24 protein-coding genes and 1 pseudogene are annotated in these 25,528 nt (G+C 39.3%); 10 read left to right on the top strand and 15 right to left on the bottom strand.

The window, feature by feature from the left end; translation table 11 throughout:
- Positions 1-56: 56 nt before the first annotated feature.
- The 5 genes from ACOQO1_RS07315 to ACOQO1_RS07295 form a co-directional block, all read right to left on the bottom strand.
- Positions 57-1,046: a DUF3500 domain-containing protein gene (locus ACOQO1_RS07315; protein WP_420602209.1), complete on the bottom strand. Its 990-nt coding sequence runs from the start codon at positions 1,044-1,046 to the stop codon at positions 57-59.
- A gap of 125 nt (positions 1,047-1,171) precedes the next feature.
- A complete protein-coding gene (locus ACOQO1_RS07310) occupies positions 1,172-1,930 on the bottom strand; it encodes a hypothetical protein (protein ID WP_420602208.1) in 759 nt (252 codons plus the stop codon).
- Between the two features lie 60 nt (positions 1,931-1,990).
- Entirely contained in the window at positions 1,991-2,758 is a 768-nt protein-coding gene (locus ACOQO1_RS07305; RefSeq protein WP_420602207.1) for a hypothetical protein, read from the bottom strand.
- Positions 2,759-3,149: 391 nt separating this feature from the next.
- Complete coding sequence (locus ACOQO1_RS07300) at positions 3,150-3,998, bottom strand: DUF4249 domain-containing protein (protein ID WP_420602206.1); 849 nt, start codon at positions 3,996-3,998, stop codon at positions 3,150-3,152.
- Between the two features lies 1 nt (position 3,999).
- Positions 4,000-6,387 carry a TonB-dependent receptor gene (locus tag ACOQO1_RS07295; protein ID WP_420602205.1) on the bottom strand — a complete coding sequence of 796 codons (2,388 nt, stop codon included), beginning with the start codon at positions 6,385-6,387 and terminating at the stop codon, positions 4,000-4,002.
- A gap of 274 nt (positions 6,388-6,661) precedes the next feature.
- Here ACOQO1_RS07295 and ACOQO1_RS07290 point away from each other — a divergent pair, with 274 nt between their 5' ends.
- From ACOQO1_RS07290 to ACOQO1_RS07255, 8 genes are all read left to right on the top strand, one after another.
- Positions 6,662-7,804: a hypothetical protein gene (locus tag ACOQO1_RS07290; protein ID WP_420602204.1), complete on the top strand. Its 1,143-nt coding sequence runs from the start codon at positions 6,662-6,664 to the stop codon at positions 7,802-7,804.
- A 161-nt stretch (positions 7,805-7,965) separates the two neighbouring features.
- Complete coding sequence (locus ACOQO1_RS07285; protein ID WP_420602203.1) at positions 7,966-8,589, top strand: hypothetical protein; 624 nt, start codon at positions 7,966-7,968, stop codon at positions 8,587-8,589.
- 2 nt (positions 8,590-8,591) lie between these two features.
- Positions 8,592-9,914: a 2TM domain-containing protein gene (locus tag ACOQO1_RS07280; protein WP_420602202.1), complete on the top strand. Its 1,323-nt coding sequence runs from the start codon at positions 8,592-8,594 to the stop codon at positions 9,912-9,914.
- Between the two features lie 126 nt (positions 9,915-10,040).
- Positions 10,041-10,319 (top strand): 2TM domain-containing protein, encoded by a 279-nt coding sequence (locus ACOQO1_RS07275; RefSeq protein WP_420602201.1) that lies wholly within the window; start codon positions 10,041-10,043, stop codon positions 10,317-10,319.
- Between the two features lie 38 nt (positions 10,320-10,357).
- The gene (locus ACOQO1_RS07270) at positions 10,358-10,663 is read left to right on the top strand and encodes a 2TM domain-containing protein (protein WP_420602200.1); all 306 of its coding nucleotides are present in this window, start codon (positions 10,358-10,360) and stop codon (positions 10,661-10,663) included.
- Positions 10,663-10,971, top strand: a complete 309-nt coding sequence (locus ACOQO1_RS07265; RefSeq protein WP_420602199.1) for a 2TM domain-containing protein — start codon at positions 10,663-10,665, stop codon at positions 10,969-10,971. Before ACOQO1_RS07270 ends, ACOQO1_RS07265 begins: the two co-directional genes overlap by 1 nt.
- A gap of 44 nt (positions 10,972-11,015) precedes the next feature.
- Positions 11,016-11,345, top strand: a complete 330-nt coding sequence (locus ACOQO1_RS07260) for a 2TM domain-containing protein (RefSeq protein ID WP_420602198.1) — start codon at positions 11,016-11,018, stop codon at positions 11,343-11,345.
- A 50-nt stretch (positions 11,346-11,395) separates the two neighbouring features.
- Complete coding sequence (locus ACOQO1_RS07255; RefSeq protein WP_420602197.1) at positions 11,396-12,151, top strand: LytR/AlgR family response regulator transcription factor; 756 nt, start codon at positions 11,396-11,398, stop codon at positions 12,149-12,151.
- Between the two features lie 91 nt (positions 12,152-12,242).
- Here the strand turns inward: ACOQO1_RS07255 and ACOQO1_RS07250 are convergent, their stop codons facing one another.
- Together ACOQO1_RS07250 and ACOQO1_RS07245 are read right to left on the bottom strand one after the other, a co-directional pair.
- Positions 12,243-13,433, bottom strand: a complete 1,191-nt coding sequence (locus ACOQO1_RS07250; RefSeq protein WP_420602196.1) for an LETM1-related biofilm-associated protein — start codon at positions 13,431-13,433, stop codon at positions 12,243-12,245.
- 65 nt (positions 13,434-13,498) lie between these two features.
- On the bottom strand, positions 13,499-14,041 hold the full coding sequence (locus ACOQO1_RS07245) for a mechanosensitive ion channel family protein (protein ID WP_420602195.1): 543 nt from the start codon (positions 14,039-14,041) through the stop codon (positions 13,499-13,501).
- A 209-nt stretch (positions 14,042-14,250) separates the two neighbouring features.
- Here ACOQO1_RS07245 and ACOQO1_RS07240 point away from each other — a divergent pair, with 209 nt between their 5' ends.
- Positions 14,251-14,898 carry an OmpW/AlkL family protein gene (locus tag ACOQO1_RS07240; protein ID WP_420602194.1) on the top strand — a complete coding sequence of 216 codons (648 nt, stop codon included), beginning with the start codon at positions 14,251-14,253 and terminating at the stop codon, positions 14,896-14,898.
- A 75-nt stretch (positions 14,899-14,973) separates the two neighbouring features.
- Here ACOQO1_RS07240 and ACOQO1_RS07235 read toward each other — a convergent pair whose 3' ends face one another.
- The 7 genes and pseudogenes from ACOQO1_RS07235 to ACOQO1_RS07205 form a co-directional block, all read right to left on the bottom strand.
- A complete protein-coding gene (locus tag ACOQO1_RS07235) occupies positions 14,974-15,972 on the bottom strand; it encodes a GNAT family N-acetyltransferase (RefSeq protein WP_420602193.1) in 999 nt (332 codons plus the stop codon).
- Between the two features lie 75 nt (positions 15,973-16,047).
- Positions 16,048-16,419: a VOC family protein gene (locus ACOQO1_RS07230; protein WP_420602192.1), complete on the bottom strand. Its 372-nt coding sequence runs from the start codon at positions 16,417-16,419 to the stop codon at positions 16,048-16,050.
- A gap of 18 nt (positions 16,420-16,437) precedes the next feature.
- Positions 16,438-16,947 (bottom strand): nuclear transport factor 2 family protein, encoded by a 510-nt coding sequence (locus ACOQO1_RS07225; RefSeq protein ID WP_420602191.1) that lies wholly within the window; start codon positions 16,945-16,947, stop codon positions 16,438-16,440.
- An 81-nt stretch (positions 16,948-17,028) separates the two neighbouring features.
- On the bottom strand, positions 17,029-17,610 hold the full coding sequence (locus ACOQO1_RS07220; protein ID WP_420602190.1) for a superoxide dismutase family protein: 582 nt from the start codon (positions 17,608-17,610) through the stop codon (positions 17,029-17,031).
- A gap of 408 nt (positions 17,611-18,018) precedes the next feature.
- Positions 18,019-19,239, bottom strand: coding sequence for an alpha/beta fold hydrolase (locus ACOQO1_RS07215; protein WP_420602189.1), 1,221 nt, complete (start codon positions 19,237-19,239; stop codon positions 18,019-18,021).
- A 17-nt stretch (positions 19,240-19,256) separates the two neighbouring features.
- Complete coding sequence (locus ACOQO1_RS07210) at positions 19,257-19,982, bottom strand: DUF2490 domain-containing protein (protein ID WP_420602188.1); 726 nt, start codon at positions 19,980-19,982, stop codon at positions 19,257-19,259.
- Positions 19,983-20,074: 92 nt separating this feature from the next.
- Positions 20,075-23,282: pseudogene (locus ACOQO1_RS07205) on the bottom strand (WD40/YVTN/BNR-like repeat-containing protein).
- Positions 23,283-23,499: 217 nt separating this feature from the next.
- On the opposite strand from ACOQO1_RS07205, the gene ACOQO1_RS07200 reads away from it, so the two are divergent.
- On the top strand, positions 23,500-23,967 hold the full coding sequence (locus ACOQO1_RS07200) for a hypothetical protein (protein WP_420602187.1): 468 nt from the start codon (positions 23,500-23,502) through the stop codon (positions 23,965-23,967).
- Positions 23,968-24,057: 90 nt separating this feature from the next.
- Here the strand turns inward: ACOQO1_RS07200 and ACOQO1_RS07195 are convergent, their stop codons facing one another.
- The gene (locus ACOQO1_RS07195; RefSeq protein WP_420602186.1) at positions 24,058-25,455 is read right to left on the bottom strand and encodes an amidohydrolase family protein; all 1,398 of its coding nucleotides are present in this window, start codon (positions 25,453-25,455) and stop codon (positions 24,058-24,060) included.
- Positions 25,456-25,528: the final 73 nt, after the last annotated feature.

Below are 25,528 nucleotides of genomic sequence, written 5' to 3'. Positions count from 1 at the left end.
ATGAAAATTTTCGACGAAATACACTGATTTGTAGGCTTTTACTTTCAGTGTGTTAACTAATTGTGATTGGATTTTTGGTAGTGCTCCCGGATTAGATCTCTTCCAAAATCGCCATCAAAATCACGCCAAACAGAATGGATATGGTTGGCATTACTCTGGGTATTGTCAAACTCTATTAAGAACGTTTTACCTTGAATACGATAATAGTGGGGTTTACCGGAAGAAGTAGCACCCGCCCAACCAAAATGGATATTGGAAGGTTGCTCTTTCTTTACATTTTCCATTCGTTTTTTTGCTAAATCCTCAGGCATGGCCGAAATGTATTCATAAATCAGCTTCCAAAGTAATTTTTGCTGTTGTACGTCAAGGTCTTTTGCATTTATACCAACAGCTTCCAATGGTTTTACCGTGGATTCAACAAAAGTGACGATCTCCCTAAAAGCGACTTGCCGAAAAACTGCACTGGGTCTTTGATCTGGAGTTAGCAAGTTTATCAACTCCAACCCTAAATCCTGTTCCTGCACCAATACGCGTTGACCTTTTCTTTTTCCATGCTTGATGGTTGCTGGGGCGGCACCCATGAACCTTGGTGCGAAAGAAATGTGGTTACCGACCACGGTAAAATTTAATGATAGATGGTGACCTTCAAAGGACCAGCCCCAAACATGTTCGCTTTTAGGGTTTCCGTAGAAGGCGATATAGTACTTTTCAGCATCTCTCATGTTTGCATTTCCTTCCAGTTCAAGAAGTACATTCTCCAGATCAATAATCTTCAGGGTCTTTTGGTAGCCTGATTGGCTGAGGTGGCTTTTGAGCATGTTATGGAAAAAATCTTTTTGGGATGGATTGAGTTCTCCAAGTTGAATACCCTTTTTGTCCAACATTGATGCGGGGAAAAAATGCCAAGATTCTCGAGAAGTGTCGTTAAATGGCAACACAGCTTGGTTTAACTGCTTTTGATTCAAGGAATTTAGAAAATCTGTCATTGGGCTTTGGCCAAAGCCCATGGCACCTATAAAACCAAAAATTAAGAATACTCTGATCATTTTGCCCATCATATTGCTTTTAGTAAAGGTATTGGAAAAGTGATGGACAATTCAGAAGGATTTTGTTAAGTGTTTAATACTACGAAAGAGTAGGGGCATTTTATGCCCCTACCTTACATTCTGTTTTATTGGCGTGCTTGTACATCTCCGCTGGATCCGCTAAGATCCTCTCTGAATATCCATAGTTCTTGATTGTCACCATTGGTGGAATTTTCAAAATCGGTTAAAAAGGCCATAAAGGTTCCTGCTCCATGAACTTCTTCAAACCATTGTGGAAATTTGTCTTCCCTTCCCATCCATGCAGATTTGTCAAAGAAGTCGACCCATACCATGTCCTGACCATCCATATTGTTCAGTTCATTAAAGTACACTCCCCACTGGCGATCACTATCCTTGGCTTTAAAGACTTCATACACTTTATCCAGAGCCGCCATAAATTGCTGTTGTTTAAAACGTTTGATGTCCAGCATAAAAATCGATAGGTTTTTTAACTTAAAATCTTTAGTAAAATTGGAGTGGGTTGGGTCATTTTTCCAAAATGTGGTTTCCATTTCGGCCATGGCGTATGGTGCAACATTTGTGTTCCAATCGGCAGAATGTGCCGGGTCTGGATTGTTGACCTCGTCCATAGCCGCCCAGGTAGTGGGGCCATTACTCCAAATATATTTACCGGAGTTTTTTCCGCTGGCAACCCAAAAGACACTTACGGAGGCAGCTCCTTCCGCGTGGTACTTTTTGTTGTGGGCAGCCAAACCTGCTTCAAATTCGGAAATCTTAGCGGGATGTGCAGTTAGCATCACGTTCATGAACATTGGAACTTGCTGGTTCTCCTGTGCCAGTAGTACGCATGGAACCAGAAATAGAATAAAAATTAATCTTTTCATTTTAGTTAGTTTAAAAGGGTTAGTAAAAAGAAATCCGGACAAACTTGTCCGGATTGTTAGTTATTCAGATGGGGAATACGTAAGGTCAGGACGAATCCTTCCGCTTACTTCTTCCATTTTAGTAACATATTTCATTGCTTTTCCAAATACTTCTTGAGCCTCCGGGCCAAGGAGTTTGTCGTTTGCCGCACCCTGTGTCTCATAGGAGATACCATCCTTTGAGGCCACTGCCACCATAAAATAGTTGCCCACGTTCCCAAAACCACTGCGGTAAATTCGATAATGTGATTTAGAGCCTTTTTCCTCATACATCTTTTTCACATCCTTTATTGCGGCTGTTAAATCATTGAGATCTCCTGGTGTGGTATGCAAAAAGAAAAAACGTCGGTAATCTTGCCCCTCGGGTGTTTGGGTCATTCCATCGGGCATGTACGATAGATCATGGTCCAAGATCAGAACATAATCTCCATGGGAGCTATAGCACTTGTCCATATCCGAAAACATTTTATCAAATGCGTCGGCGCCCATTTTTTCACGTAACGGCTTAAAACCATCATAACTAATATCGGCCATTGAGCTGATGGGAGACACGAATAGGTATCTGAAATCATCTGTTTGAGATGCTAACCACCCCAAGGTTTTGATATCATGTTTTTTGCAATTATCCACAAGTTCCTTGGCAGCTTTCTCATATTCCATTAGCATGGAAGGTTTAACTTGGTCTTCATGCACCCAAAAGGCTTGTGTGGTTTTTTCCTGAGCGAATACAGAACAGGTAAGGGTCAGTGTGATCAAAGCTGTAAACAGCTTACATGCAGTTGTTTTCATAAAATTTAGAATTAGAGGTTGATATAATTTGAATTAGCTGTATGATCTGCAATGGACAACTTGCTCATTTCCGAACAGCATGAATCAACCTACACGAGTGCAAGTAAGGAGCTTTTATATGGGGAACAAACTAGGAAGGTGGGGGGCGGTAAATGTTAAAATCCCAGTTACCTAATATAATAAAAAACTGGTAATCAATGAATTAAAAAATAGATTAATTAGAGGTTAATTGACAAGAAATTGTTGTTTATGCAAAGTTTCCTACAAAGAATAGCGTACTTTATAACAAATTAGGGTAACTGTCCCATGTTTACATTTTCAATTAAAACAAAAAATCCCAAAGCCGAAGATTCGAACTTTGGGATTAGCAACCTACAACCTAAAACAAAAACTACTCAAACGTAAAACTGCTTTCTACTTTTTCCGAAACCCTGAAATACCCATAAGGAGTGTTATCTGGATTATCTGTGTTTATACAATTACCAACCAAGGCAACCGGGGTGGCGCTGAAAGGATTACCAGCACTTTCAAATTGTTCAACCAAGAGTCGCAAATAGTTATGATAATCCTCTGAGATGCCCAAAAGCACAATGTCCACGGTATCCCCAGGTTCAAATTCTTTAATGTTATCCTCTTCATCTTCAATCTTCTCGTAGTAGAAGGTTACCTCATTACCATCCACAAATTCATCTTTGATGTAAAAAAGTTCGGGCAAACGATCATTCCTACTCTGAAATCGAAGAAAATAATAATTTTCAATGTCTACGGGATCCTGAAAGGATACGTTGACCTCCAAGGCTTCATCGTCTTCTCCATCTTCTTTGGATTGGGTTATAGCGGAAAAATCACTTACAGGAAACATGGTTTCAGTAGCGGTGTATCTTTCACCTTCGTATGCTACTTCAAGGGTATAGGAATTTCCCATTACGGGTACAAATGTGGATGTAGTGTATCGACCATCGTTTTGGTCTTGAAATACAAATACGGCTCCGCTATCATTATTTCTTACCTGAACGGTAGCTCCGGTAACTGCTGAGTTACGTTGGCTTTGAAAATAAGGGGTTGATGTACTCAACAGAATGGTCTGTTGGTTTCCAGACGTACCTTTTTCCCAATCCAATGATGCTTCGATGGTCAATCTGATAGGTCCTTCAGGAACATCTACTTCGATAACATCGGTACAGGAAACAACGCTTAGTATTAAAGTGCTCAATAGGATTTTATATATAAGTTTCATCATGTTAGAATTTAAAATTGTAAGTAACTGAAGGGACTATGCCAAAGATTGCGGTACGCGTTGCCTCATTGGCACCAGTCTCAAAATTTTGCCCAAATGAGATGGACGCAGCATTTTTTCTGTTGAATACATTGTAGATGCCAAATACCCATTCTCCCTTCCATTTTTTGTCAGGTCTTTTGTTGGGCTTATAAGTAGCCGAAACATCCAATCTGTAGTACGCGGGAAGTCTATCTGCATTACGATCGGAGTAAGAAGCTATGGATATCCCTTCGTATTCATATTGTCCATTGGGATAAGTAACTGGTCTACCTGTTTGAAAAATGGCATTGGCTCCAAAACTCCATTTCTCATTAAACTGATAAGCTCCGGTCACCGAAATATCATGGGTTCTGTCATGTGGAGTGTTATACCAGTCTCCATTATTTATTCCAGGACCACCTGCGTTCCCCCCGAACGTTCTTTGCTCTGATTTTGATAAGGTGTATGAAATCCAACCGGTCAGGGGGCCTTCGTTCTTGCGAAGCAGCAACTCCAAACCGTAGGCCCTGGATTCCCCATTTAGAATTTCACGTTCAATGGTATTGTTGCCTATCAAGTCTGAACCGTCAATATAATCGATACGATTGTCTACCGTTTTGTAGTAGGCTTCAACCTCCATGGAATACATTTTGTCCTTGAAGTTTCTAAAATACCCTATCGCATATTGATCCGATAATTGCGGTTTGATGTACTTTCCACTAGGAGTCCAGACATCCAATGGTGTAACCGAAGATGTGTTTGACAATAAATGGATGTACTGTGCCGCTCTTGAATATCCCAGTTTTACCGATGAGTAATCATTGAGTTGGTAGGCCAAGGACAGACGTGGTTCAAAATTGCTAAATGTTTTAATGCTTTCACTTTTCTTATAGACAGTCTCGCTGATTGGATCCGTTCTTTGATAAAATCGTAAAGTTGGATTGTACACCAAAGGTTGATCATTGGCATATTCAGATAATGGTTGTCCACCCATTCTGTTAAAATGACTGAATCTTATACCGTATTGAGCGGTCAATCTATCTGTTAATTTATGTTCAGCATTGATATAGGCCGCACTTTCCAGTGCCCGCTTTTGATCTAGTTGCAATTCATTTATTGCCGAGTCTGGACCGGTGGGTTTAATCTGTCCTGGATCAAACTCATACTTTATGGCGCTAACTCCAAAATCAAGCTTAAATGCATCGCTGAAATAGTACTTTAAATCATATTTGGCATTATAGTTTTTGATGGATGAAATCCAATCGAATTCAAAATCCTCAATACCCAATTCGTAGTCATATTTGCTATAGATAAGGGATAGGTTAGAGAATAATCTATCGTTAAAAATGTGATTCCATCTTAAATTTCCGGAAGCATTTCCATAGCTGCTGCTAAAGGAACCATCAAAGTCAAAAACATCCCGTCCAAAATATCCCGAAAGGAACAGTTTGTTATTTTTATTAAGACTGTAATTGGTTTTAAGGTTAAGGTCATAGAAGCTTACACTGTTTTTTTCTCCCGCTAACTTTAAGAACAAGTGCGCATAAGATCCCCTTCCGGCAACAAGGAACGATCCACGGTCGTTAAACATGGGGCCTTCAGCGGCCAATCTGCTAGAAATGGCACCAATGCCACCTGTTAAAGCAAAGTTTTTACTGTTCCCATCTTTCTGCCTTACATCCAAAACCGATGACACACGGCCACCAAATTTTGCGGGAATACCACCTTTATATAGCTTAAGATCCTTAACAGCATCCGCATTGAAAACAGAGAAAAAGCCAAGCATATGTGAGGTATTGTAGATAATGGCCTCATCCAAGAGTACAAGGTTTTGGTCCACGGCTCCACCTCTTACGTGAAATCCACTTGACCCCTCACCGTTGCTGGTTATCCCGGGTAAAATCTGCAGTGATTTAATTACATCCACTTCACCCAAGACCACGGGCATTTGCTTTACCGTTTTTATGTTGAGTTTGGAAACACTCATTTCAGGTTTTCTTAGGATAGCCCGTTCTGGTTCTTCAGCAGTAACCTCTACTTCGTCCAACTGCGTTGAGGTTTCGGTTATTTCCATATCGATTTTTTGATTTTGGTCCAGCTCAATCTGCATCGATATTTCTTTATACCCTAAATGGGAGAAAACAAGAGTGTAAGAACCCTTGGGGGCGGTCAAGGAATAGAACCCATATTCATTGGTAATGGCCCCGATTGTTGTTCCTTTAAGGAAAATGGAGGTTCCAAACATGGTCTCCCCATTCATTTTGTCCTTCACATTTCCACTTATGGTAAAATTGTTTTGGGCATAGATTGCTGTTGATGTCAATAAAAGACACATCCCAATAAGCAATCGGATGGGTATGCGTCTTTCCATTTTTTTTGTCATTTGTTTTTGGATTAGATTAAAACGTTTTTTGATTTGTTCGTGCTAATGACATTTGAAAAGAGAAAAGGTTGCATCAAATGAAAAAGAAATGTTCCTGCGGGTAATTTTTAACTAATTATTGGGAAAGGCCACGCAAATTGGAACCATAAAAACAGGGAAGATGAGGTGTTCGTATTGGTAGAGATGTCATTTAGCTAAGAATCTGGAACTGGCTAAAAAGATTGGTTAAATTCATATCGAATTAAACATAACTAAGGTCAAAATGAACAAATTGCTCCTAACAGTTACTGCTGTTATACTATTGGTTTCCTGTAAATCCAAGAATTCAGAAAGCACCACTACTGTAGAAGAGAAGCATAAAATTCCTGTATATGCATGGATAGGTGGTCCAGGTGAAGCCACTGATGAGGAATTGGCTGCTCAATTCAAAGATTTAAAAGAAAAAGGAATTGACGGACTCATGTATAATGGTGGGCATGATCCAAAGACGTACAAAAGAGTAGGAAAGTTTGTGAAAGCTGCCGGAATGGAATTCCATACTTGGATTCCAACCATGGTTCAGGGCGAGAACCCAAAATTGAAAAAAGAATGGTACGCGGTTAACCGTAATGGCGAGTCGGCCTTTGAAAAGCCTGCCTATGTAGATTATTATAAGTTTTTATGTCCGAGCAAAGAGGGGACCTACAACTTTTTGGCAGAATTATATGGCGGTGTTGCCGACGTAGAAGAAGTAGACGGAATTCACTTGGATTATATCCGTTTTCCCGATGTTATTTTGGCTCGAGGTCTTTGGGACAAATATGGTCTGGTGATGGACAAGGAGTATGCACCGTATGACTATTGTTATTGTGATGATTGTACTTCTGATTTTAAGGAAAAGAGTGGAATAGATATAAAGGAGGTTGAGGATGCCACCCAAGTAGTTGAGTGGAAGCAATTCAGATATGATTTGATTACCAATATGGTAGGTCGATTGGCCGATGTGGTGCATTCCAAGGGCAAAAAAATAAATGCTGCAGTTTTTCCTGGTCCTTCAATTTCCAAAAAATTGGTTAGGCAAGAGTGGGACAAGTGGAATTTGGATGCCGTCTATCCTATGAATTACAATGATTTTTATTTGGAAGGACCGGAATGGGTAGGTGAAATTGTAAAAGAAGAGGTTGGCAGTGCCAAAAAGGGAGTTCCGGTATACAGTGGACTGTTTATTTGCCCAAAACCAGAAAAGAAGGGTAATGAAAAGGATCCAGAAAACCATGGTCTTTTACCTGAAGAAATAGGAGAGGCGATTGCCGGCTCAATGCGGAATGGAGCCAAGGGAATATGTCTTTTTACCCCGGGAAGAATGACGGATGCGCATTGGAAAGCTTTTGAAGAGGCTATATATAAAGATTATAGTAGTAAATAGTAGTTTTAAGTTTTGTATGAATGCCCCGCGGCCTCTTGGTCAGCGGGGCATTTTTTTATGGTACAACTCATCCTCTAAAAACTACAGTTCGGTAATTGTTTCTGTGGTATGGCTTTTTCCAAGGGCATCTTTGCATAGCAATAATTTAAAAACGAACAGTTATGCAAACGTTAGCCAAGATTTTAGTACTATTATTTGTAGGAGCCCTTAGTGCTCAGGATCAATACACCAAAGGAATGGAAAAGGCTTTTCAACTTTGGGGAGATCAAAAGCCCACAGAAGCTGCCAATCTTTTTGAGCGCATAGCCATGGCGGAGCAGGACAATTGGTTGCCGCATTATTATGTGGCACAAATAAATACCATATCTTCTTTTGGTGAAAAAGATTTGGAAAAACTATCCAAACAATTGGAAAAAGCAAAAGAGTTTTTGGATTTGGCCAAGGCCATTTCTCCTGACAATCCTGAAATTTTAGTGCAAGAAGCCATGATCAACACCGCTTGGATTGCGTTTGATGGCGCCACATATGGCATGACCTTATCTGGAAAAAACGCACAATTGTATCAAAGAGCGTTGGAACTGGCACCGGAAAACCCGCGAGTGGTTTTTTCAAAAGCGGAATGGGATATGGGGTCTGCCCGATATTTTGGCAAGGATACCACACCTTATTGTAAAGATGTGGAAAGGGCCTTGGAACTTTTTGCTAATTTTAGCAATGATACACCGTTCTATCCCTCATGGGGGAAAAATAGAGCAGAGCAGGTATTAGAGCAATGTAAGTCATAAATATGCAGAACTTCATTAAGGTTGTTAAAGTTTCTTTACTGATAACCGTACTGGTCGCCATCCTAAGCATTTTTGTCTTTGGGGATGGCGATTACTCCTTTGATAGTATAACCAGAAATATTATTATCGGTTTTATTTTTTCGTTCGGTCTTACGGTGGTAAACTCATATTACCACGATTGGATGAACATTAAATATCCTTGGGAAAAAAAACCTCAAAAGAGGTTGTGGTTTGGAGCCATTGGATCTTTTTTGCTTACCATAATCACTTTTGGGATACTCAGGTACATAATTCACTTTTATTACACAGGACAGTCCTTCTTTGAGTTCTTTAGCAAGGAGAAACCCGACTCCTATATTATAGCTATTGTAATTACCGTGATAGCCTCACTTTTTACACATGCCTTTTATTTTTATAGGGCTTTACAAAAGAAAGAGGTCAAAAAACAAAAAATTATAGCGGGAACAGCCTCGGCCAGGTTCGATGCGCTTAAAAATCAACTAGATCCCCATTTCTTGTTCAATAGTCTAAATGTACTGACAAGCCTTATTGAAGAAGATCCTAACCAAGCACAAAAATTCACCACCTCACTTTCTAAAGTATACCGATATGTCCTTGAACAGAAAAACAAGGACTTGGTTACAGTAGATGAAGAACTCAGTTTTGCACAGACTTATGTAAGACTTTTAAAAATGAGGTTTGAGGATAGTATTGTTTTTGAAGTCCCTGAAAAATGCAGCAATCCTGAGGCTAAAATTGTTCCGCTTTCTTTGCAGTTACTCCTAGAGAATGCTGTGAAACATAATGTGGTAACCACCTCCAAGCCACTCCGAATTGAAGTCAGCGAACATAACGGAATGCTGGTAGTGAGCAATAACCTTCAGGAAAAACAAGTAGTGAAAAGGAGTAGTGGGGTAGGGCTGCAAAATATAAAACAGCGCTATAATATTTTAACCGACAGGGAAGTGATTATTGATAAGACCATATCAAACTTCAGTGTGTCTCTGCCCATGCTTACCACAAGGGTGTCCGTTATGGAAACACAGCAGACGCACATTGAGGAAAAAAGGTATATAAAGGCCAAAGAAAAAGTAAAGGCCATTAAGGACTTTTACACCAATTTGATAACGTACTGTGTGGTTATTCCTTTTCTATGGTGGATCAACTTTAGGACAACTGATTTTTTATGGGCATTTTTTCCAACTTTGGGCTGGGGGTTTGGCGTTATTGCCCATGGTATGGAGGCATATGGTTACAATCCATTATGGGGCAAGCGATGGGAAGAACGTAAGATTCAGGAGCTTATGGACAAAGAGGATTTTTAATTTGAACGCATCACAATAAAAATACAGCTCATCCACTAAAACCAACAGTTCGCGAACTTGCTTTTTCAAAGTCTTTTCAATATGGCGAAGTTTGATGTGTAATTAAGAAACACTAAAACAATTGACATGGAAAATCAAAATGAATATAAATACCGAAGAGCCAAAGAAAAGGTTGATGCGTTAAAGGGTTTTCATAAAAATTTGTTGACATATTGCATTGTAATTCCATTTTTGGCATATATCAACTATAGGACAACAAGTTTTACATGGGTTATTTTCCCTGCAGTAGGTTGGGGATTTGGATTATTGATGCATTGGATGCATGTAACAGGCTACAATCCATTTTTTGGAAAGGATTGGGAAAAGCGTAAAATCCAGGAATTCATGGACAACGATAAATTCTAACGAATATCTATATTTAGTAACGATCAACACCAATCAACATGGAAAAATTAAATAAAGAAAGCAGATATATTAAGGCAAAGGAACGGGTTGATGAACTAAAAAAGTTCTATGCAAACCTCTGGTCCTACATCATGGTCATATCGGCACTAGCGCTGATCAATTATCTAACAAACGAGTTTAGGTATATGTGGTTTCTCTGGGCAGCATTTGGCTGGGGAATAGGACTTGCATTTCATGCCATAGGAACCTTTAATCTTAACCCATTTTTTGGAAAGCGTTGGGAAGAGCGTAAAATCAAGGAATTTATGGAGGAGGAAGATGAAAATGGCAAAAAATGGAGATAATGATGAACCAGGACGAAAAGGAAAAATACAAAAGAGCAAAAAAGCAGATTGAAGAGCTTAAGGGATTTTATATCCATTTAGCGATATACACGGTGATCAATACGTTCCTTTTGATAAATATCTACTTGCATACCGACAACTTTTGGCAATGGCCCCATTTTATAACCCTGGGCGCTTGGGGGATGGGATTATTTTTCCATGCGTCCAAAACCTTTGGATTTAACTTGTTGTTTGGGAAAAATTGGGAGGAGCGGCAAATCCAAAAGTACATTGAAAAGGATAAAAAGGAAATGGACAAGTTTAAATAATGGAAAATACAGTAACCTGGGAAGGGAGCATATAATCTGGTGTGATGAAAGATTTGGATAAATACGAGAAAGCCAAGAAAAGGGTTAAAGAGCTTAAGGGATTCTACAATCACTTAAAAATATTCTTAGTTGTCAATGGACTATTTTATCTTGTGAAAAGTGGGTTGCTGACCCCTCTGATGCCTCAATGGTTTCCAAAAGAGGCATATTATTATGATTGGATAAACGGCAATTTTATAATATGGGGTCTGATGGTTGTATTACATGCTCTAATCGTACACAGACATAAGTTCCCATTTCTTAGAAAGTGGGAAGAAAGGCAGATTAAAAAAATCATGGAACAGGAACAGGAAGAGAGAGGGAAGTACAAATAACCAATAGCTAACCGTAAACAAAATTTAGATTTATAAATCATTCACTATAAATGGACGTTATAATCATAGAAGATGAAAAACCGGCAGCAAGGAGATTGAACCGGCTGCTATCGGAACTTAATGTAGAGGTCTCTACAATGCTCCATTCGGTTGAAGAATCAATAGAGTGGTTCCAAAATAACCAGCACCCCGATTTGATTTTTTTGGACATACAATTATCGGATGGTCTGTCCTTTGAAATATTTGATACCGTTGAGGTAAAAAGTGCCATTATTTTTACCACTGCTTATGATGAATATGCCCTTCAGGCTTTCAAGCTAAATAGCATAGATTATTTGCTCAAACCTATAGATGACGAGGAGCTAGAAAGTGCGGTGAAAAAGTACCAGGATTTCAAGCCTGAAAACCAAAAAATATCAGTAGATTTTAATGATATAAAAAAGCTTTTGTCCAACCCTTTGGAACGTGAATACAAAAAACGATTTACGGTAAAGGTCGGGCAGCATTTAAAGATTATAAATGCGGATGATGTGGAGTGTTTTTATAGTGAGAATAAAGGGACATATGCTGCTACTTTGGATGGGAGGAATTATTTGTTGGACACAACTTTGGAACAATTGGAGGAGGAGCTTTCACCAAAAGTGTTTTTTCGGGTAAGCAGAAAATTCTACGTCAACATAAAACACATCAATGATATCATTTCGTATACCAATTCTAGGCTTCAAATTAAACTGAACCGCTTTTCAGAGCAAGAAATCATTGTGAGTAGAGAGCGTGTTAAGGACTTTAAGTTATGGTTGGAATAATGATATATAAAAATCTGATTTTTAATTAGATGAATCGTATAAAAAACGCACTATAAATAAAATTTATAGTGCGTTTTTCGTGCATTTTATGCTATTTTTCCTCAATGCGATTGTCATCAAACGCAGACGGCAGCAACTTAGGGATTAATTTAATAAAAATTGGTAACAAAACAGCTCCTCCGGGCAACATAAAAATGGCCAAGGAAGGAATGGTCTTGAAAATATCCAATAGCTGATTTTGAATTTTTTTCTTTTCTTCAGGGTTCAATTCCTTTACCGCAGATTTGGATAATAGCGTGACCAACTCCTTACTTTCAGTCAGCTCTTTTTTTAATCTTTTACTGTTTCTTAAGATCAGTTTACTCACGTTTTTCATCATTCCTTCATAGAATTGAAAGGCTAAATTTTTGTCGTTTAAGTAGGCAACTTTATCACTGTTTTTTTTGAAGAAGATTTGCACAGAATTCAATGAAGATTTCACCTCGTTTTTGGACATCTCCAAATCTGTTCCAAGACCTAAAATAAAGTCCATTTCAGTTGGGTCCAATGCCTTGTCTTCCCATATGGTCAAGCAGGCCATATCCATGAAGTAATCTTTTTCACATTTTGTGAATTTTTGCTTTAGCAAACCTCGATAAAAACCATCAAAATTTGTTTCATCTGGATTCACATAGGTTAACGAAGAGTCCAAAAGTTGTATCAATCTAGTGTCCCTTTTATCAATATCTTTTGAGTTAAGGGTATGGTATGCGATGTTCATGGTAACATATTCCAATGATTGGGCATGTTCCATAATGGGGTCATAGCCTTGTAAATAAGTTTTAAAAATTAGAACATCAACATAGAGAAGGGAGTTGGTCAAGCTATTGCCAAATGCCCTGTTGAATGCATTTCCCCCTAAATAAATTCGAGAGTCTATTAACTTTTCAAGTTGCGACTCCGTATGTTTTCCACTCAAAATCTTATTTAGAAAGGAGATTTTCCCAACTTCGAGAGACTGGTAGTAGTTAAAAACCGTATTGACGAATATTTCAAAATCGTTTTCTTCCTTTTCAAACCTAAAAGTGAAGTAAAGTGCTGTAAGTAGATTTATTTTTGCGATTTCATCTTCGGTCAATGTATGTTCAACACTGATGAAATCGGAAATGTTTAAATGAATACCGTAGACAAATCCATTCTTTTTTAGCTCTTGGTATAGCGTTTCAAAGTTTTGGAATGCAAGTGCCTCATTTTTGACAAGGTGTCCAAATTTGTTAATCCAACCTGAAGCAGAAGGGTTCATTAGGTTAATGTTTGCCGCTCAAAATAACGTAAATTAAAGGACTTTTATACCGATACCAGAGGTATTTATTTTGTTTCAATTTTATCTGTCGGTGTTTCTGGTTCGTCAGGTTGTAGGATCTCAATGCCTTTTTGAATGACCAAGTTGGTCGGAATTGTAATTCTTCGACCATCATCGGTACGCATAAAAAGATAAAAGCCACTTATATCCTCAACTTTTCCAGTCCAATCAAAATCGCTGTCCAGTACCCTAATTCTGTCACCAAGTCGCAAAGGATGGCTAAAAAATAGAATAACGCTTGCGGTCAAATTGGAAAGTATGGACCATTGGGCCACAAAGCCGATACCTACAATGGCAAGAACCGAAGAAATAAAAACTGAAAATTCTTGCAGGTTTACGCCCCAAATCAAAGTAATTAAAATGATACCAACTCCATAAAAGAACAAATTGCTTAAATAGAAAATGATTTTTCTACTATTGATATCAATGGAACTGGTTCGGCCAAATCTCCTTATGGCCCTTTTGCTCAATGAGTTCAATCCAACAATAACAACTAGTACAATTGCTGTTGTCAGGATTTCATTTTTAAATGACATTAAATCTAACATACCTTGATCTTGTTTAAAGTATTGCAAATTAATTATTTCCATGTATGGATAGGTGTTCTAAACATATTTATTGACTTGGTTTTTGTTTATGAAGTTCAAGATTCAACATCTGTTTTAATGGGTTTGGTGCAATTTTTTGGACAATGATAAAGATCATATTCTTAGAAAATATCGGGAGGTAGCTTTGACCAAATTTAAAACACCAGAAAATGAAAAAAGTAGTAATTAGTTTAATGGTAGTGATTTTGGCCTTTACAAATTTTACTATCGCACAAGACTCACAAACTGACAGTGGGAGCAAATGGCAATTTCGACTAAGGGGTATTGCCGTTACACCCGATGAAAGTGCAGATATACAGGCAATTGGAGGGGATGTTTCTATTTCAACAGCTGTTGTTCCGGAATTTGACATCACTTACTTTTTTAATGAGAATTGGTCATTGGAACTGATATTGGCCACAACCAAACATGACGTAGAGGCCGTTCAGACATCGGCTGGAAAAATAGATTTGGGACATGTGTGGTTGCTTCCGCCTACATTAACAGGACAGTACCATTTTACCGGTGGTGATTTTGTGCCTTATTTGGGTGCGGGACTGAACCTTACCCTATTTTATGGGGTGGATGAGGGTCCGACAGCTGATGATGTGGATTATGACACCTCTGTGGGTTATGCCTTGCAGGGTGGATTTGACTATATGTTGAACGATAAATGGTTTTTGAACTTGGATGTAAAAAAACTGTTCTTGAGTACGGATGCAACTATAAATGCAACCACAGCACTTGGTGCCACCGTTGGAGCCGACGTTGATATTAATCCTTGGATTATTGGAGTTGGGGTAGGTGTAAAGCTTTAAGCCAAACTTTTCCAAACGGAAGGCGGCTTGGGAGACCAAGCCGTTTTCTTTTTGAAGTAATTTTAAAGAATCAAATCAAAGCTTTAATCTAAATCCATATACTTGGAGGTTGACCTGTTTAAAATCCAAGTCTTTGGCTCTTTTAAATCCTAGTCTTTCATACATTTTCCAAGCAACTTTCATGAATTCCGTTGTATGGATAACAACGTTTTTATGCTTGTTCTGTCTAGCCTTTTCAATACAAACCTTACTGAGGGCTTTGCCAACTCCCAGTCCTCTTGCGGCAGAATCAACGGCCAAGAGTCTAAATCCAGATGCGTCTTTTTCTAAGGTGGCTGTGCCTCCAGAGCCATAGTACTGCATATCACTGAAGAAAAGAACAGCTCCAAAAATTTTCTGATCTGGAGCTATTGCAATAAGCAATTCAGTGTTGGGTTTTTTGGTGAAATCGCCTATGTTGGCCAAGGAACTGTAATACGTAGGTTGTTCATCTGCTTTTGGAAACCCCTTTAATCCAGAATAAACACTGACCATCAACTGTCCTATTTTTTTAAATTCTGAGGGTTTGGCATTTCTTATGGTAAATGCTTCCGAATCTTTCTGTTTGAACCTTGTGTTATACCTTTCCTTAAAGCTTTGCTTTTGTAATTGTGCCTCCAATTGGTCGAACTTTTCAAGGAAATCATCAGTAACAAACTCTTGGAGCACTTCCTGAATTCGATACCACTCTTCTTCAAAAAGAGGAAATGCCTTCTTACCTTTTTTTGAGATTTGAATATAGGTACGCCTCCCGTCTTTAGCATCCTTATGACTTTCCAAGTACCCTTTGTCTTTCATTTTGCGAGTTATTTTGATCATAGCGGGATGAGAAAACCCCAAGGTGCTGGCAATTTCTGTAACTGTAAGCTTGCCTTTCTGCTTGAGTAACAAAAAAATGACATGCCAATTGGGCTCTATGTCCAAGTTTAAGTTTGTGTAATGCTCCACAGTACTGGAAACAATTTTTTCATTGAGTCTTTTAATACGGGCGGTGAACCCCAGGTGCTTTAAAGTAGGTAAAAAGTCTTGATCCATGAGTAATTTGCGTAACTGGTTACACAAATATATAAAATTTACGTATCTAGTTACGTAAATTACGGATATTTTGGTTTAAACGTGCTGGTCTAGTAGGATGGTATTACCATCGGGATCGGTGATAATAACGCTTGCGGGGCCGGAGGTGCTTTCATCGGCTTCTGATATCAAGGCGATATCGTTTTTCTTTAAATGCTTTTGAATGCTACGTACATCATCAAAATCTTTTACCAATTGGGCATTTTCATCCCAGCCTGGGTTAAAGGTAAGAATGTTGTTTTCAAACATGCCTTGAAAAAGCCCGATAAGGGCGTTACCATTTTTCATGATCAAATAATTCCGCTCCATTTCACCTGCAAAGACTGTAAACCCCATTTTTTCGTAAAACGTTTTGGAAACTTCTAAATCTTTTACAGCTAGACTTATAGAGAATGCACCTAGTTTCATATTACTTTGCTTTTTGGATTATTTTATTTTTCCATCATGGAATCCGGCTCTTTTCCATGCTCCCTTTTCGTATACCCATAGGTGGGTAACCCGAAATTCATTTTCCCTTGTCACACCTTCTTTGGTATAAGAAGAATTCACCTTGCCCGTTGCAATAGCTGCGCTAGCATGAAACTCTATTTTTAGCTGACCCATTTTGTAGTTATTGATTACCAAAACCCCTGACTCTATTTCTTGATTTCTTTTTCTTATGTATTTGAGCCAAGTTTCCTTATCAATTGCTTCCGAAGTTCCATTGGTATGCATATAGTTTTCTGTTATCATAGATGAAATTACAGTAACATCACTATTGGCAAAGGCAGTATTGAATTGTTCTATTGATGACACCAACTCTTTTTCCTGCTTTTTGGACAAGTTGTGCGGTTTAGCTTCACAGCCAAATAAACCAAAGGCGACTAAGATAATGACAATAGGTAAAGCTATTTGGCTCAACCTGATATTTTGATAAGTTGACATGATTTTACTCATGGATTCTTTTATTTCATGAAATGAAAGAATAATGCATAAAAAAGGACTCCTTTTGGGAATCCTTTTTTACATGTTTCTTTTTTACTGAATGATACCTGTGCAGGCTACTCTAGCGCCCGCAGCACCACTGGGTTGGGATGTATAATCATCTATTCCTTGGTGAACAATGACTGCCTTTCCCACAATGTTTTTGGTGTCATCATCACATCCAATGCACCATTCATTGGTGGCAAAATCCACTGTGGCGTTTCCTTCCGCATCCGCTACAAAGTTGCCAATATCACCTTTGTGGTAACCGCCTTCCGCTCCCCATTTGGCATGAGGCTGAAAAGTTGGATTCCAATGGCCTCCCGTAGATTTACCATCAGCTGAGGAACAGTCTGCTTTTTCATGAATATGGATGGCATGTTCCCCTTCTGTAAGACCTGAAAGGTTGGCTTTCATAATAACGGTTCCATTTTCTTCGGTAAAGGTGACTTCCCCACTTACGTTGCTGTCACTTTTGGCTTCCATGGAAAACTTGATGGGTTTAACTTCCATGACTTCTTCCATAATTTCTTCAACCACCTCTTCGGTTGTAGTTTCTGCTTCCTTCTTAGCTTGTTTACAGCTGAATGCAGTTATCAATATAAGTGCTAAAGGAAGTGCAATGATTTTTTTCATTGTAAGTATTTTTAGGTTTTGGCCTAAGTTACTCATTATTTAGGCAGGTGACAATAGTTTTGTTTTCAATATATTTTACGATTATTGCCGATGAACGGTAAAATAATATCGACGAAATACTATTTTTTTCTTTACAGCGTTATTTTCTAAAAGACCTTGATTTCCCCCATTAAGGTATCTAAATAGTTAAATATGTTGGTTAGTCAACCTTCAAATTATATAGACCTACTGAAATACTACAAAAAGAGAAAATCTTTTTGTAAGGGGTACCAACGTCTAAAAAAAGATAGGGGTAGGGGATACATTAATCAACATGATTATGTTAGATCCTTACGCAAAATCCATAGGGCGGCCATAGAGTTGGAATTGGAATATTTTGATATTCTCTATATGCGCTTGAGTTAGCCACTACCCAGAAATCAAACGACTTATTACCTGTGTTTCGCTATGCAGTGTTTTGTGCACCGGACATTTATCGGCAATTTGCATCATTCTTGCTCTCTGCTTGTCATCTAAATTTCCAGTTAACTTGATTTCGCGATGGAAAGTGTCAATTTTGGCATTGTCGTTTTCACAGTTCTCACAATCTTCTGCGTGTGATTTGCTGTATGAAGTATGCACTTCAACATTTTCGACAGGCCAGCCTTTGCGTTTGGCATACATTTGAATGGTCATGGCGGTGCATGCAGAAAGCCCTGCCGAAACCAATTCGTAAGGAGATGGCCCAAAGTCGTTGCCCCCATAACTTTCGGGTTCATCTGCGATCATATAGTGATTGCCTACCTTCATTTCAGTTGTAAATCCATCTGAACCGTTCAGGCTTGCTGCTACTTGGTGCTTTGTTTTTAGGGGTTTGTTTTCTTCCGAAGTGTCCAAGTAGCGTTTGGCCCAACCCGCAATAACATTTCCTACATACACCGAATCTTCTTTTTTGGAAAGTAGATGGTCAGCTCCATCCAAAGACACAAAACTTTTGGGATGATGTGCGGCGATGTAAATTTCCTCGGCATTTTTAATACCTACCGTATCATCTTGGGGAGAGTGCAAAATCAACAAAGGTTTACGGAGCGCTTTTGCAGTTTCCGGCAACGATTTGGTTTCCAGGTCATCCAAAAACTGTTTTTTTATGGTAAAATCCCTTCCACTTAAATTTATGGTAGCTCTTCCGGTAGATTTAATTTCGTCAATTCCGCTTTTCAACAAATGTTTTACATGTACGGGGTTTGATGGTGCTCCCACGGTTGCTACAGCTTTAATGGATGGGATTTCACTGGCCGCAAAGATTGCAGCAGCTCCACCTAGGGAATGACCTATCATTAATGTGGGGGCTTCATGATTGGCTTCCAGAAATTTTGCAGCGGCAACCAAGTCTTCCACATTGCCGGAGAAATTGGTATCGGCAAAATCACCTTCACTTTCCCCCAAACCGGTAAAGTCAAACCGCAACACACCAAACCCGTTGGATGTGAGTGCTTTGCCAATATTTTTTACTGCCAGCAGGTTTTTATTACAGGTAAAACAATGCGCAAATACAGCGAAATTATGTGGATGTCTATCGGCCGGAAGTTCTAACCTACCTACCAAGAGTTGCCCTTCGGAATTCTTAAATGTTACTTTTTGCAAGGCCATAATGTAAAACGTATGGTTTAACAATCAAGGCTCAATGCAAAAATTTGGTTATTCGCTTTTCGCCTTCTTTTAAATATACCCCTTAGGTCGGGATTATAAAAGAATCCTATCTGTAGGCGATCAAAAACAGCATTACTGAATTGATTTCTCAAATATCCGAATTGAACACTGCTGTTATCCGTAATATGGATTCCCAGGGCACCGTACAGTCGATTTTGCCCAAAAAGGTCATTCTGTAAATTGATGAACAGCTCATCATAAAAGTTCAAGAAAAAAGTATCTGTCAAAGGAAGTGTCACCTGAATTCGATATCGAGCACGATGCTGCGTATCCGTTCTGGCCCCAAAATCCAAAAAGCGTTGTTCTAACCTATAGCGATGTTCAAAAAGAAATTCCCATACCTTATTCTTTAGAATAAACTGCTCAAAAATTCGATGTTCCTTGGAATCTATCTCTCCCGGAAACTCCAGAAAAGTGCCATCTGTGGAAATATAACCATACCCGGCGGTTGCAATGGCGTTTGGGTTGATATGGTAATTTAATCCGGTACGAAGTAATAGTTGGTTAAAATTGGATGCGGTTTCATAAAATCGAAATTGAGCTTCGGTATGAACACTAAATCGATCAGCGACTTTATTGGTACCAAAATACATATACCATGCGCCCAGTTCATCTTCTCCCGCTTGTTGGGCATAGTTAAAAAAGCACGTGCTTGCAGCAAGTAGAAAAAATATTTTTTTCATAAAAAAATCTTATTAGGCCGAGCGCAGTCAACCTTATTTTAATTATTATTTTAAACCCTCTAGACTGCGCTCGAGAGGGGAACAAATTTTGTTTATTCCAAGCTGAATCTTTCAGTTTCTTTAAAAGGGGATAGGTCAAGAGATTCTATGGATTTTCTATATGGCTTCCACTTTTCATCAAAGAAAGCATTGGTTTTGCCCAAAGCAGATTTTAAGTCATCTTCAGCATACTTTACAAGGTTTCTTTCAGTTTCGGTGATACCGGATTTTCGTGTTCCAGTATAAAAACTTGCAGTATTCAAGCGTTGCATCACGTTAATTTCAGGATTTCTTGTAATACCTTGTCTTTTGTCCTCTTTGCCAATATATAGCGCAACTATGGAATCAATTTGCTTTACAACCGCACCGGAAGCTTCAATTTGCTCTTTATATTTCTCCTTATCCAATTCCTTCATCTCTTTCTGAAACTTATTGGCCAAATCCTTGCTTTTTACCAATTGTTCTACTGCATCCGCCGCGGTTTGTATATTGTCCTTGCAATTTCTTGCTCAATTCGTACACCTCGTTTACCGAAGCAGTTGAAACCTGCAGTCTTGGGTCTGATTTAACGGTTACCTTAGTGGAATCCATAAAGTCCCCATAGAATACTTTTACTTTATATGTGCCAGGCTTAACCCTCATTCCGCCTTGTTCCGTTTTTTTCTTTCGTACTTTTCTTGAAGGCCTATCCGGACCTTTTTCATCAAGGTTCCAATAGATTCTGTGGAATCCTGGCTTTTTAGGAGTTTTATATTTAAGGGTACGTATCAAACGATCTCCATCATAAAATTTGAAGAAAACAGAATCCTTGGTTTTTTCTTTTTTGGCTGTTTCCTTATCATCTTTCTCCTTTTCCCCATCTCTCTTGTCCTCTTCTTTGCCAGGAGAATTCCCTTCTTTGAGGTAGTACGTAATCATTGCCCCCGATTTTCTGTTTTCACCATTGTAAAGGGCATCCCCTCCAAAGCGGGTTCCTGTGGCTTGCTGGTACGCTGCATGATAGGCATCGGGACTATCAAAAAGACTTATTTCCTTTTGTAGCATAGTTGAATTGCTGGCTAAAGCTCTTAGCGGTCGAATATCATCCAAAACCCAAGCGGCCCGTCCAAAGGTGCCTATGACCAAATCGTTTTCCCGGGGCTGGATTGCTAAATCTTTGGTGGAGACCGTTGGAAACCCTTCCGTCCACTTTTGCCATTTGGCACCAGCATTGAAGGAGATGTAAAGTCCATCATCAGTTCCCAAGAACATCAAATTTGGATTTTCCACATCTTCCACAATGGAAAGGGTATAGCTCGCAACATCATTTGCATCCACTATTCTGGTCCAGGTCTTCCCATAATCCTTGGTTCGATAGGCGTAAGGAGTATAGTTGAACCTTCTGTAGTCGTTTGCAATCAACAAGGCTTCGCCTTTATTTCTTTTGGATGCTTTTATTTGTGGAATCCAACTTCCGGCTGGTAACCCCTTTATATTTTTGGTCACTTCAGTCCAGTTGGCACCTCCATTTTGGGTATAATGCACCCGACCATCGTCAGTACCTACCCAAAGCATATCTTTTTCCACAGCGGAAGGCTCAACCACTAAAATGGTGCAATGGTTCTCTGCTCCGGTGGCATCCATGGTAAGCCCACCACTTTCGCTTTGTTTTTGCTTCTCCTTATCATTGGTGGTCAGGTCAGGGGAAATAACTTCCCATGTTAAACCTTTATTGGTGGATTTATGCACAAACTGACTTCCAAAATACACCGTGCTGTTATCAAAAGGGTCTTGTCCAATACCGGCGTTCCAATTGAACCGAAGTTTGGTCTTTGCATCTGGTGGTGTTGGCCTTACCGTATAATTGTTTCCTGTTTTCCAATCGTACCTTGACACAAAGCCTTGCTGACTCATGGCATAGCCAAATTGATTGTCGTCCAAATCAGGGACAACATCAAAACCATCGCCAAAGGCAATTTCCTGCCAATAGGCATTTCTGATTCCCTGGGCACGCCAAACATAAGCTGGACCTCTCCAGGAACCGTTGTCCTGCATTCCCCCATACACATTATATGGATATTCATTATCAACATTGATGTGATAGAATTGTGCAACCGGCAAGTTTCCAATAAAACGCCATGTTTTTCCGCCATCTTTGGTAATGTTCAGACCTCCATCATTCCCGTCGATCATAAATTGCCCATTATCTGGATGAATCCACCAGGCGTGATGGTCAGGGTGAACTCCATTGTTCACTTGGTAAGCGGGCATTAATTGTTTAAAGTTTTTTCCTCCATCCTCAGAAACATTCACATAAGTGAAAATGGAGTATACCCGGTTTTCATTTTCAGGGTCAACGTAGATTTCTGAATAATAAAAAGGTCTATTGCCGATGTCATTTTTGTCATTGACCTTTTTCCATTTGAATCCACCATCTTCGGATTTGTAGAGCGCATTTTTCTTGGCTTCTACCAAGGCATAAAGCACATTGGGTTTATTTTTGGCAATAGCTATTCCAATTCTACCTAACTCTCCCTTGGGAAGACCATCTTCATCTGTTATTTTTTTCCAGTTTGCTCCGCCATCATGGGTAATGTACAAACCACTTCCTTCACCTCCGGATTTAAAGAACCAAGGGTCTCTTTTGTGTTCCCAAAAGGCTGCGATCAGCTTATTTGGATTGGATGGGTCCATGACCAAATCGGCCACACCGGTCTTATTGTTTACAAATAGGATTTTTTTCCATGTTTTTCCACCATCCACAGTTTTGTATACGCCACGCTCTGGATGAACTCCCCATGGAGAACCTATGGCTCCGGCATAAACAATGTTTGGGTTGGTAGGGTCGATAATAACTCTATGAATATGGCGGGTTTTTTCCAAGCCCATGGATTTCCATGTTTTTCCACCGTCAAGGGTTTTGTAGATTCCGTACCCCCCATTAAGACTGTTTCTTGGGTTTCCTTCTCCGGTTCCGGCCCATATCACGGAGGGATTGGATTGTTGGATAGCAATAGCCCCGATGGAAGCAGTGACTTCTTTATCAAAAATGGGCTCCCATTTTATTCCACCAGAGGTAGATTTCCATAGGCCGCCCGATGCGGTACCAACGTACATTATATCTGGATTGGAATGAACCACATCAATAGCGGTTACACGACCACTCATGCCCGCTGGGCCAATATTCCTAGGTTTCATGTCCTGGACCAGGTCCATGGAAAAATCTTGTGCAAAAAAGGGAATGGATGCCAACAGCATCACCATCAAGTAGAAGTGTTTCATTACAGGTTCAATTAGTCGGCTAAAGATACCAAAAACGGCAAGTGGATTTCTTAAAAAGGTGTTAAGGGAAATAGATTTCCATACCTAAAATTTTAGCTCAATATGTGGGTGTGTTATCGTTTTAAACCTTTGTATTTTAGTTGTTTACTTGGTTTTTTGATTTTGAATTCCCATCTTTAAGGTGTTGCCTCCCCGTTAACTTTCACAAATCAACGTTATGAGACTTACAGCTTTAGCCATTGTATTGTTTTTATCTGTAAATTCTTTTTCACAAGAAAACTCAAAGAGTATTGGAAAGTTTGTTCGAGTGTTTGATCTTCAGGGCAACAAAATAGCCAAAGGGAAAATACAATCCCTATCGGAAAATGAACTTCGCATAAAAACTAGGAAGTTGTCCATGAAATTGCCGATAAACAATATTGGTAAGATTAAAATGGGAAGAGCCGGAGGAACCAATGTGGGCATCGGAGCTATTGCTGGTGCACTTATTGGCATTGTAGATGCGGATGATAACGGTTTGTTTGGAGCAACCCAAGCGGAGAATATTGCAATTTTGTCTTTTAGCGGAGCAATTTTGGGTTCGGCAGTGGGAGGCCTATCAACTATTTTTAAGAAAAACAAAAGGTTTGAGATAAATGGAGATGGCGAGAAATGGAAAGCATTTGTACAAGCCATATCTCTATGAGATTTCCATCAAAACATGCATGGACTACATACTTGGAGGCTAATCATTAATGTCATTAAGAAAAACTACAGGAAATAATCCTAGGCAGATTTAGTTTTTAGCTGCACTTTCAGCAATTTCTTTTAACCTTTTTTCGATGTCATCCCTAGAAATCCAAGTGCCACGGGTCATAATTCCAGAAACCTCCATATAATTTTTAATGTCGTCCAACGGATTCTTGGCAAGAAGAATCAAATCTGCTTCAGCACCTTCTTTAATTTCTCCGAAAATATTTTCCATATCAAAAAAGATAGCAGGGTTGATCGTGGCGGATTGCAAGATTTCCAAAGGTTGCATTCCCGCTTTTGCCATTCCTTGCATTTCATGTTGAATGGAGAACCCTGGGACGTTGAACAACTGAGGGGCGTCTGAACCTAGTAGAATTCCATGGCCATTATCTTGAAGTTTCTTAATGAGAGTTTTTCGAATGGCATCAAATTGCTCCCATTGTGAAACATTAAAACCTGAGTTTTCCATACTCTGCTGTTTTACCCGTCTCCAATTCTCCAATGTGGATTTTGGCATATATTTCATCTCTGGCTCTGCTAACAAGCTGTCAACATTTGCCGGTGCAAACCATCGCTCGAACAGACTTTGCGTGGGAACTATCCATACCTTATTGTCCTTTGATAATTGTACTAATTCGTCAATTTTAGAGGTATCTGCCAAAGGGGTGAAGTTGTAGCCAAAAAAGCCATTGGCGGTAGGGTCCACATTTTCAGATTCGGGAACCAAGCCTTCTAAAAACCCATCAACATGATCAATTGTTGCGAATTTGCTTTCAAGTGCATGGCGGATGCCCACATCAACTGGGACATGCCCGGCAAATGAAATACCAACTTCATTGGCTGTTTTTACCAACTGGTCAAACACACTTCGTTGAATACCCGGGTGAATTTTTAGAAAATCATAACCTTCTTTTTGGTAGGCAGTCACTTTTTCAATGGCTTCTTCTGCTGTTTTTACCGAATTTCCATTAAGTGAAGGACTTGACGTAAATATTCTCGGACCTAAAACCGTTCTGTCCTGCACCTTTTTTTTGAGCTCCAAATGATCAGGATGTCCCAGCATTCCTCGAATTGTTGTGACGCCATTGGCCAAGTACAAAAACAACACATCTTCAAGGCGTTCCTTTGAAGTTGGGGGTTGTGGAATATGGGCATGCATTTCAGTCATCCCGGGAATAACAAATTGGCCTTCAGCCTTAATGACCGTTTTGTATTTTGACAGATCATCAATTTCCAATGTATTGATTTCCTTTATCTTTCCTGAATCGATAAAAATGTTCTGACCGGTTTTGATCTGTCCTGTTCTAACATCTATAACATTGGCTTTGGAAATAAGAATTAAGCTGGGACTTATCTCTTCTACTTTCTGTTTTTCCTGACATGAGCTTCCAAATACGCAAACAAGCAGGAAAAGAGTAATTTTTTTAAACTTAGTTTTCATTGTCAATGTATTTCAGATGCATTAAAAAGTTGGTCGAGCTATTTTCAGGTTTCTCTTGCTAACTGGCATGCAA

Source organism: Flagellimonas sp., from assembly GCF_965222555.1.
Classification (GTDB): Bacteria; Bacteroidota; Bacteroidia; order Flavobacteriales; family Flavobacteriaceae; genus Flagellimonas.
The sequence above is the reverse complement of the archived record's forward strand: the minus strand, read 5'-3'. Positions and strand labels throughout refer to the sequence as shown.